Raw genomic sequence first — 2,338 nt, 5'->3', positions numbered from 1 at the left:
CTGCCGGCAGACAACCGCGCTCGCCGCGGCCTCGCGGGCGCGGGCTAGAACACCACCAGGGCCCGGCCCCCGCGGCCCGCCGGCATGGCGGAGAGGGCTGACGGGACGTCGTCCAGGGTGATTCGTTCCGTGACCATCGCGGCCAGGTCGAAGCGGCCCGCGCGGATGTGGGCGGCCAGGACCGGCAGGTCCTTCGCCGGGTCGCTGTTGCCGTACACGCAGCCGGAGAGCGTGCGACCCCAGTGGAACAACTCCAGCGCGTGGAAGGTGACTTGCTGGTCCTTGCCCCCGATGCCGACCACCGTCGTGCGGCCGCCGCGCCGCGTGGAGTCCCAGGCCGTACGGATGGTGACGGCGCGTCCGACGCACTCGACGGCCACATCCACGCCCCGCCCGCCCGTCAGGCGGCGGATGTCCTTCGCGGTGGTGGCGGAGGCGACGACGTACTCCGTCGCCCCGGCGGCCCGCGCCAACTCCTCCTTCTCCGGGGAGACATCGACCGCCACGATCGTCGAGGCCTCGGCGATGCGCGCCGCCTGGAGGGCCGCCAGGCCGACCCCGCCGACGCCGAAGACGGCCACCGACTCGCCCGCGCGGACCCGCGCGGAGTGGTGGACCGCGCCGTATCCGGTGAGGACCGCGCAGCCGAGAAGGGCCGCGTCGGTCAGCGGGATACCGTCCGGGAGCGGCAGGACACAGTTCGCGGCGACGACGGTCTCCTCGGCGAACGCGCCGACGTTCAGGCCCGGATGGAGCTCCCGGCCGTCGGCCGTACGGGCGTGCAGCCCGCCCGCGCCCGCGAGCGCGTCGGAGCAGAGCCAGACCTCGCCGATCACACAGGCGTGGCAGAGCCCGCACGCGGGAGCCCAGTTGAGGACCACCCCGTCACCCGGGGCGACATGCGTGACGCCCTCGCCGACGGAGACCACCGTGCCCGCGCCCTCGTGGCCGAGGACGGCCGGCAGCGGTATTCGCATGGTGCCGTCGGACAGGGACAGGTCGGAGTGGCAGACCCCGGCGGCGGCGAGCCGGATCCGTACCCGGCCGGGACCGGGCTCGGGCAGCTTGATCCCGATGATCTCCAGCGGGGCTCCGACGGCGGACAGGACAGCGGCGCGTACCACGAGGGCGGTCTCCCGGCTCAGAACTGGAGGGACTTGGTCTGGAGGTACTCGGTGAGCCCGTGCACCCCGAACTCGCGCCCCACCCCCGACTGCTTGTAGCCGCCGAAGGGCGCGAGCGGGTTGAACCGGCCCCCGTTGATGTGGACCTGGCCGGTGTCCATGCGGCGCGCGAAGGCCGTGGCCTCGGCGTCGTCGCCGGCCCAGACCGCGCCCGCGAGGCCGTAGACGGTGCCGTTTGCGATACGGAGAGCGTCCTCCTCGTCCTCGTACCGCAGCAGGGAGACGACGGGGCCGAAGATCTCCTCCTGGGCTATGGACATGTCCGGGGTGACGTCGGCGAAGACGGTCGGCGCGACGAAGTAGCCCGTGTCGCGGGGGGATTCGGGGCCGCCCGCGACGACCCGGGCGCCGGCCGCGATGCCCGCCTCGATGTACCCCCGTACCCGCGCCTGTTGTGCGGCGTTGACGAGCGGGCCGAGGCGGCTCGCCTCGTCGCGCGGGTCGCCCGCGACATGGGTGGCCGCGGCGGTCCTCGCCAGCTCCACCGCCTCGTCGTACCGGTCGGTGTGGACCAGGATCCGGGTCCAGGCGCTGCACGTCTGGCCGGAGTTGGACATGACGTTCGCGACGCCGGTGGTGACGGCCTTGGCGAGGTCGGCGCTGGGCAGGACGACGTTGGCGGACTTGCCGCCCAGCTCCAGGGCGACCCGTTTCACGGCGGCGCCCGCCGCCGCCCCGATCCGGCGGCCGACCGCCGTCGAGCCGGTGAAGGAGACCAGGTCGACGTCCGGGTGCTCGGCGAGCGCCTGGCCCGCGACCGGGCCGAGGCCGGTCACCAGGTTGAACACCCCTGCCGGCAGGCCCGCTTCGTCGACCAGGTCGGCGAAGAGCTGGGCGGTGAGCGGGGTGTCCTCGGCGGGCTTGACCACGATCGTGCAGCCCGCGGCGAGCGCGGGGGCGACCTTGGCGACGATCTGGTGCAGCGGGTAGTTCCAGGGGGTGATCGCGCCGACGACGCCCACCGGCTCCTCGAACACGGTGGAGTTGCCGACCGTCGTCTCGAACGCGTAGGTGGCGGCGAGTTCGGCGTACGACTCCATGACCCGTATCGGCAGTCCCGCCTGGACGCGCCGGGCGAAGGTGACGGTCGAGCCCAGTTCGGCGGTGACGGTCTCCGCGATGTCGTCCCGGCGGGCCGTCATGGCGGCGGCCAG

General features: G+C 73.8%; 2 protein-coding genes. Both read right to left on the bottom strand.

The genetic code is table 11. From position 1 onward, the window contains the following. Positions 1-44: 44 nt before the first annotated feature. Positions 45-1,124, bottom strand: a complete 1,080-nt coding sequence (locus tag GT042_RS29430) for a Zn-dependent alcohol dehydrogenase (protein ID WP_161311749.1) — start codon at positions 1,122-1,124, stop codon at positions 45-47. A 17-nt stretch (positions 1,125-1,141) separates the two neighbouring features. Next, on the bottom strand, positions 1,142-2,338 hold a 1,197-nt coding region (locus GT042_RS29425; protein WP_161311748.1), incomplete at its 5' end, for an aldehyde dehydrogenase family protein.

It is taken from the genome of Streptomyces sp. SID3212 (assembly GCF_009865405.1).
In the GTDB taxonomy this organism is placed as follows: Bacteria; Actinomycetota; Actinomycetes; order Streptomycetales; family Streptomycetaceae; genus Streptomyces.
Note: the sequence above shows the minus strand (reverse complement) of the source record. Positions and strands in the feature narration are given on the sequence as shown.